Raw genomic sequence first — 6,394 nt, forward strand, 5'->3', positions numbered from 1 at the left:
GCGGTGAGAGTTACTGGCATAAGCCCAGCTTGTCTTTCAGTGTTTTGAGATAGCGGCGGCTCACAGGTACCACATAGGCAGATTGCGTGATCACTTCGGCAAGGCCGTTGTCGAGTAGCTGGATTTCGCGGATAGTGGCCGGATGCACTAAGTATTGGCGATGACAGCGTATTAAGGGGGTTTTGTCTTCCAAAACCTTGAGTGAAAGGTGCGTGGTAGATTCGCCTTTTGCTGTGAGTAGCGCGACCCCACTTAGCGCGGTACGTGCGACCTCCACCTCTTGGTGAGGGATCAACGTAATTCGATTGTGTCCGGCGCAAGGGAGCAAATCCAACGCGGGCGTGATCACTTGGTAGTCGTGTTTCTGGCTCAGCTCACGGGTGAGTTTTTCCAGTGATTTCTTCAATCGTCCAGTTTCGACGGGTTTGAGCAAATAGTCGAATGCATTTTCCTCAAACGCTTGTACGGCGAATTCATCATAGGCGGTCACGAACACCACCTTGGGCATGGTATCGGGGTCGAGCATCGCGAGTAGCTCTAAACCGGTCACGCGAGGCATCTGAATATCTAAAAACACCACATCGGGGCGGGTTTGATTGATAGCTTTCAGCGCGTCGATGGCATTGTTGCACTGTCCAACCACCTCAACGCCACCGAGTGCCAGTAACTCATCTTCCAAGGCTTCACGTGCATGAAGCTCATCATCAACAATCAATGCCTTTATCATCCCTGTCTCTCCTTGTTGGGGGCTTGATAGGTTAAGGGTAGAGTGACGGTTGCCCGCGTCCACACATCGGGCTGACAGGTCATTTTCAGCGCGTATTGGCTACCAAACAACCCGCGCACGCGCTTATCGACAATACGCATTCCTAGTCCTGAGTGTTGTGCTGCCGGTTGATAAAGCCCGGCATTATCTTCCACTTGTAAATACAGGCATTCGCCTTCTTGCCAGCCACGGATCACAATTTTACCGCCTGCCATCAATTGACTGATCCCATGCTTCACGGCGTTTTCAACCAAAGGTTGTAAGGTAAAGCTTGGGATCACCGCGTGTAAGATAGCCGGGTCAATCTGCTTTTCAACACTCATACGATCGGCAAAGCGGGCATGTTCGAGCTCTAAGTACGCATCAAGATGACTCAGCTCTTGCTCAAGCGACACCGTTTCGCGATTTTGCTTGAGGTTGCTGCGAAAGAAGGTTGATAAGTGCTGGATTAACTGGCGAGCACGTTCCGGCTCACGCCTGACCACCGCACTAATGGTGTTTAAGGCATTGAACAAAAAGTGCGGGTTCACTTGGGCGCGCAACAAGTTTAACTCGGCTTGGGTGAGCAAGCTTTGTTGGCGCTGATAACGCCCGGTCAAAATCTGGTTGGAGAGGAGTCGCGCGATCCCCTCACCCATGGTGACATTGATCGCCGAGAAGAGTTTCCGTTTAGGCTCATAAAGTTTCACCGTGCCTAGCACATAACCATCACCGCCGCGCAATGGGATCACCAGCACTGAACCGAGTTTGCAGTAAGGTGATAACGAACAGCAGTAGGGCGTATCGGCGCCATCGATATAAATTAATTGATCATCGGCAATCGCGCGACGGGTGTAATCTGAGGCAATAGGCGTACCGGGCAGGTGGTGATCATCGCCAATACCGGTAAAGGCGAGGATCTTTTCGCGATCGGTAATTGCGACGGCCCCGACCCCTGTCTCTTGCTGAATAATGGCAGCCACTTGTTCACTGCTTTGCTGATTAAAGCCGCTACTTAAAATACCGACCGATCGTTCAGCAATTTTTAGCGCCTTACTGGAAAACGCCGCTGAATAGCGTTCGAACAGGGTTTTTCGGTCGACAATAATACTCATAAACATCGCGGCACCGACTGAGTTAGCGATCACCATGGGCGCAGCAATCGCGCTGACTAACTCGTATGCACGGCTAAAGGGCTCAGCCACCGCGAGAATAATCGCCATTTGCACCAGCTCGGCGACAAACGTCACCCCTAACACTACGGTAGGGGAAAATAAACGGCTGGTTTGGTTGCGGGACACTAAGTAGCGGTGCATTAAACCACCAATTAACCCTTCGGCGGTTGTCGATATAGCGCAGGCGAGATCGGTAAAGCCGCCTAAACTGTAACGGTGCAGCCCGCCTGTCAGCCCAACCAAAAACCCCACGACCGGCCCGCCCAGTAATCCCCCCATCACCGCGCCAATTGCGCGAGTATTGGCAATCGCATCTTGGATACTTAAACCAAAGTAGGTGCCGAGAATACAAAAGCCTGAGAAGAGGAAATAACAAACGACTTTATGCGACAGCCGTCCTGAGATACTCAGTAGTGGCATAAACGCCGGCGTTTTACTCAGCAAATAGGCGATCACTAGATAAACGCTCATTTGCTGCAAGAGGGAAAGAACCAGGGCCATAACCACCCACACAAAAATGACGGATAGGTTATAGTAACGATTGACGGTTTAAGACTCTATCTTAAATTCGAGTGTAAACTTTAATTTACTAAGTAAATTAAATGATACACTCACTATTGCTTTTAGAATAGAGCCTGGTATTGTCGTGTAAAACTTAATGAACAAATCAAGGCAAGGCTATGCAGCAAGACTCGGTAACCAATATCCACATTCGTGACGAGCAGGTGCTTCTCACACCAGAGCAGCTCCGTGCCCAGTTCCCGATTGAAAAAAGTACTCGTGCGGCGATCAGCCAAGCGCGACAAACCGTGGCGGATATTATTCACAAACGCGATCACCGCTTGTTAGTGGTGTGTGGCCCTTGCTCCATTCATGATGTTGAGGCGGCCAAAGATTACGCGCGTCGTCTGAAAGCCTTGTCGGATGAGCTGAGTGATCATTTGTTTATTGTAATGCGGGTTTACTTTGAAAAACCACGCACCACCACTGGCTGGAAAGGCTTAATCAACGATCCGCATCTGGATGGCAGCTTTGACGTGGAGTCTGGCTTAAAGCAAGCGCGTGGTTTGCTCACGGATTTAGCGCAAATGGGGATCCCGCTGGCCACCGAAGCACTGGATCCGATCAGCCCGCAATACATAGGCGATCTGTTTAGCTGGGCGGCGATTGGTGCGCGCACCACCGAGTCGCAAACCCATCGTGAAATGGCCAGTGGACTGTCGATGCCAATCGGCTTTAAAAATGGCACGGATGGCAATCTGGCCACCGCCACCAATGCGATGAAAGCCGCTGCGTCTGGGCACCGGTTTATGGGGATCAACCAAGCCGGCCAAGTAGCGTTATTGAATACTCAAGGAAACCCAAACGGCCATGTGATCCTGCGCGGCGGCAAGCAAACCAACTACGACTCAGTGTCTGTCGCTGAATGTGAACAGCAAATGGAAGCGGCGGGACTAAATCCGTCTCTCATGGTGGATTGTAGCCACGCGAATTCTCGCAAGGATTATCGTCGCCAACCGCTGGTGGCGGAAGATGTGATCCATCAAATTAAACAAGGCAACCGCTCTGTGATTGGCTTGATGATCGAAAGTCACCTCAATGCTGGCAACCAATCAGCGGATCTGCCGAAAGATGAGATGGCGTACGGTGTGTCGATCACCGATGCGTGCATTGATTGGGCGTCTACCGAACAATTGTTGCGTCATGCTCACCAAGAGCTGGCAACCTCTCTTCAACAACGTATTCAACAGGGCTAAATCATGGTGGCAGAACTGAGCCGATTGCGCGATCAAATCGATGATGTCGACAAGCAAATGGTGAGCTTGCTCGCGCGCCGTTTAGAACTGGTCGCAGAAGTGGGAGAGGTAAAAAGCCAACATGGCTTGCCCATTTATGCGCCGGACCGTGAAGCAGCGATGCTCGCTTCGCGTCGTCAAGAAGCACAGTCGCAAGGCGTGCCACCAGACTTAATTGAAGATGTGCTGCGTCGTACTATGCGTGAATCGTACAGCAGCGAAAACGACTCTGGCTTTAAGTGTCTAAACCCGGATTTACGCCAGGTCGTAGTCATTGGCGGTAAAGGGCAGCTAGGTGGGTTGTTCGCGCGCTTGTTTGCGCTTTCTGGCTATCAGGTCACTGTGCTGGATAAAGACGATTGGGAGCATGCGGATACCTTGCTGGCTGACGCGGGTATGGTGGTGGTGTCGGTACCCATTGACGTTACGGAAGCGGTCATTAGTAAACTGACCCAGCTGCCAGACGATTGCTTATTAGTGGATCTCACCTCCATCAAATCAGGTCCGCTACAAGCGATGTTAGCCGCGCATTCAGGCCCAGTGGTCGGTCTACACCCGATGTTTGGCCCCGATGTGGCCAGCCTTGCCAAGCAGGTGATTGTTTATTGCGACGGCCGACATCCTGAGGCATACCAATGGTTGTTGGAACAGTTTAGGATTTGGGGCGCTGGGCTACATCGGATAAGCGCCATCGAGCATGATGAAGGCATGACGCTGATCCAAGCGCTGCGCCACTTTACGTCGTTTGTTTACGGCGTGCATCTGGCAGAAGAAAACCCCAACTTAGATCAGCTCACCGCGCTAAGCTCACCGATTTATCGCTTAGAGCTTGCCATGGTGGGGCGCTTGTTCGCCCAAGATGCGGGTCTGTATGCGGATATTATTATGTCCTCGCCGCAAAACCTGGCGATGATCAAACGCTTTTATCAGCGTTTTGGGGAAGCGATTGATTTGCTCGAGCAACATGATAAGTCCACGTTTGTCGATGCCTTCGCGCAAGTGGAAAACTGGTTTGGCGACTATGCCCCACGCTTTTTACAAGAAAGCCAAGGCTTGTTGCGACAAGCCAACGACGCCACCCACCGCACCGTGACCTAGCTTATGTAAACCACTCCGACAATAGATGAAAAATCTATACCCAAACCAGCCACTTGGCTGGTTTTTCTATGTATTATCATTTTGTTTGTAAATACTTTTTTGAAGTTTCAGATAGTCGATCCAAGCTACAAAACACATGAATGCTTGCCCTCTTATACTGATAACTCATTGCTATATAATCCAAAACCAACGAGCATGGTATAGTAAGGCTAGGGAGGAGTTATGAGCGACGATAAAGCAATTGATTGGAGCAAAGAAATAAGCATTGATGGGAATGTTTTTCCTCCTGATACACTGAACCGCGAAAAATATGCAAGTTACTTGACGGGTCTTTTAAAGCGAAAAGGGTATGACCAAAGACGTGGTGATGAGGCCAAACGAACTTATGTTCTTAATCTGAATTCAGAGTGGGGGAGTGGAAAAACATACTTCCTGCGACGATGGAGTGAGAGCATTAAAGATCAACACCCGGTTGTATATGTGAATGCATGGGAGCAGGACTACTCTGATGACCCTCTCATGACTGTTATCACCTCAATGATTGAACAGCTTCGAGAACAGGCAGGTAAGAGTCCGCAGGATATTACCTTTAAAGCCCCAAGAAAACTGCTCGGTTTGCTCAAGGCGGCGACGCCAGCTATCGCGGGTGGCCTAGCCAAAAGATATCTAGGTATTGATCCGGTGAAAATAATGGAGTCAAGCGAAGATGGGCAAATTGGAGAGCATATAGATAATGAAAAGGGTGACCCAATCGATATGGGTACAGCTGCTTCTAAAATGGTTACACATCTACTGGATGAACATTCAGCGAAACTAGAAGCTATCGATAGCCTTAAAAAAGCAATTTCTCAATGGGTTGAAGGTGCAAAGTCTTCATCACAAAAAAGTACTGACAGGAAGCAATTTCCAGCTTTTATTTTTATTGATGAACTTGATCGTTGCCGACCAAGTTATGCAGTTGAGATGTTAGAAACAATAAAACATATTTTTAATATCCCGGGTGTTGTTTTTGTTGTGGCGACAGACACAGAACAATTGCAGCATGCAGTAAAAGCAATATATGGTCAGGGCTTTGATGCTGGAGTTTATCTAGGGCGTTTTTTTGATGCTAGATACACACTAAAAGTAGCAGACTACGAGGATTTGCTATCAGTGCATTGTGATATGAAGAGTATTTCGATGCAAACTCTAAATGATAATGGAATTACTGTTTGGCCTAGAGCATCAACTGAAGAAGTCGATTTTGATGTAGAAATTAAAAATATATCAAATATCCTTACGGGTTTTGGTCTTTCTGCACGAGAGGCTATTCAAGTAGTTGAACGATTAATCTCTATCGTGGCTAACTTGAGTGAGGGGGACTCGCTTAATATATACTATTTGATAATTTTGCTTTGCTTGCATGAGAAGGAGTACGGCATATATAGCCAGATGAGAGATGTGTCATTTTTGAAAACTAGTCAGGGAGATTGGGCAAAGATGAATAGGAAGTATGATCTTCATAATTTAAGAATAAAAATTTTGATCGACCCTCAGTATTTATGTGGAAAAAAATTTATAGTTAAAGATGAACTTGGAAG

General features: G+C 48.5%; 5 protein-coding genes. 3 read left to right on the plus strand and 2 right to left on the minus strand.

Annotated features, from left to right (window positions below; all coding sequences use genetic code 11):
• Positions 1 to 10 precede the first annotated feature (10 nt).
• Positions 11 to 727: a two-component system response regulator BtsR gene (btsR, locus tag BZG23_RS03655; RefSeq protein ID WP_077606155.1), complete on the minus strand. Its 717-nt coding sequence runs from the start codon at positions 725 to 727 to the stop codon at positions 11 to 13.
• The gene (locus tag BZG23_RS03660; RefSeq protein ID WP_046074129.1) at positions 724 to 2,421 is read right to left on the minus strand and encodes a sensor histidine kinase; all 1,698 of its coding nucleotides are present in this window, start codon (positions 2,419 to 2,421) and stop codon (positions 724 to 726) included. Before BZG23_RS03660 ends, btsR begins: the two co-directional genes overlap by 4 nt.
• Positions 2,422 to 2,600: 179 nt before the next feature.
• On the opposite strand from BZG23_RS03660, the gene BZG23_RS03665 reads away from it, so the two are divergent.
• From BZG23_RS03665 to BZG23_RS03675, 3 genes are all read left to right on the plus strand, one after another.
• Positions 2,601 to 3,677: a 3-deoxy-7-phosphoheptulonate synthase gene (locus BZG23_RS03665; protein ID WP_046074130.1), complete on the plus strand. Its 1,077-nt coding sequence runs from the start codon at positions 2,601 to 2,603 to the stop codon at positions 3,675 to 3,677.
• 3 nt (positions 3,678 to 3,680) lie between these two features.
• Entirely contained in the window at positions 3,681 to 4,814 is a 1,134-nt protein-coding gene (gene tyrA / locus BZG23_RS03670; protein ID WP_077606156.1) for a bifunctional chorismate mutase/prephenate dehydrogenase, read from the plus strand.
• 222 nt (positions 4,815 to 5,036) lie between these two features.
• On the plus strand, positions 5,037 to 6,394 hold a 1,358-nt coding region (locus BZG23_RS03675; protein ID WP_077606157.1), incomplete at its 3' end, for a KAP family P-loop NTPase fold protein.

This window comes from Salinivibrio sp. ML290, assembly GCF_001995695.1.
GTDB lineage: Bacteria > Pseudomonadota > Gammaproteobacteria > Enterobacterales > Vibrionaceae > Salinivibrio > Salinivibrio siamensis.

Excerpts from the sequence above, each read along its gene's own strand:
- BZG23_RS03665 (WP_046074130.1), top strand. The coding sequence starts at position 2,601 with ATGCAGCAAGACTCGGTAACCAATATCCACATTCGTGACGAGCAGGTG.
- btsR (WP_077606155.1), bottom strand. The coding sequence starts at position 727 with ATGATAAAGGCATTGATTGTTGATGATGAGCTTCATGCACGTGAAGCC.
- tyrA (WP_077606156.1), top strand. The coding sequence starts at position 3,681 with ATGGTGGCAGAACTGAGCCGATTGCGCGATCAAATCGATGATGTCGAC.
- BZG23_RS03660 (WP_046074129.1), bottom strand. The coding sequence starts at position 2,421 with ATGGCCCTGGTTCTTTCCCTCTTGCAGCAAATGAGCGTTTATCTAGTG.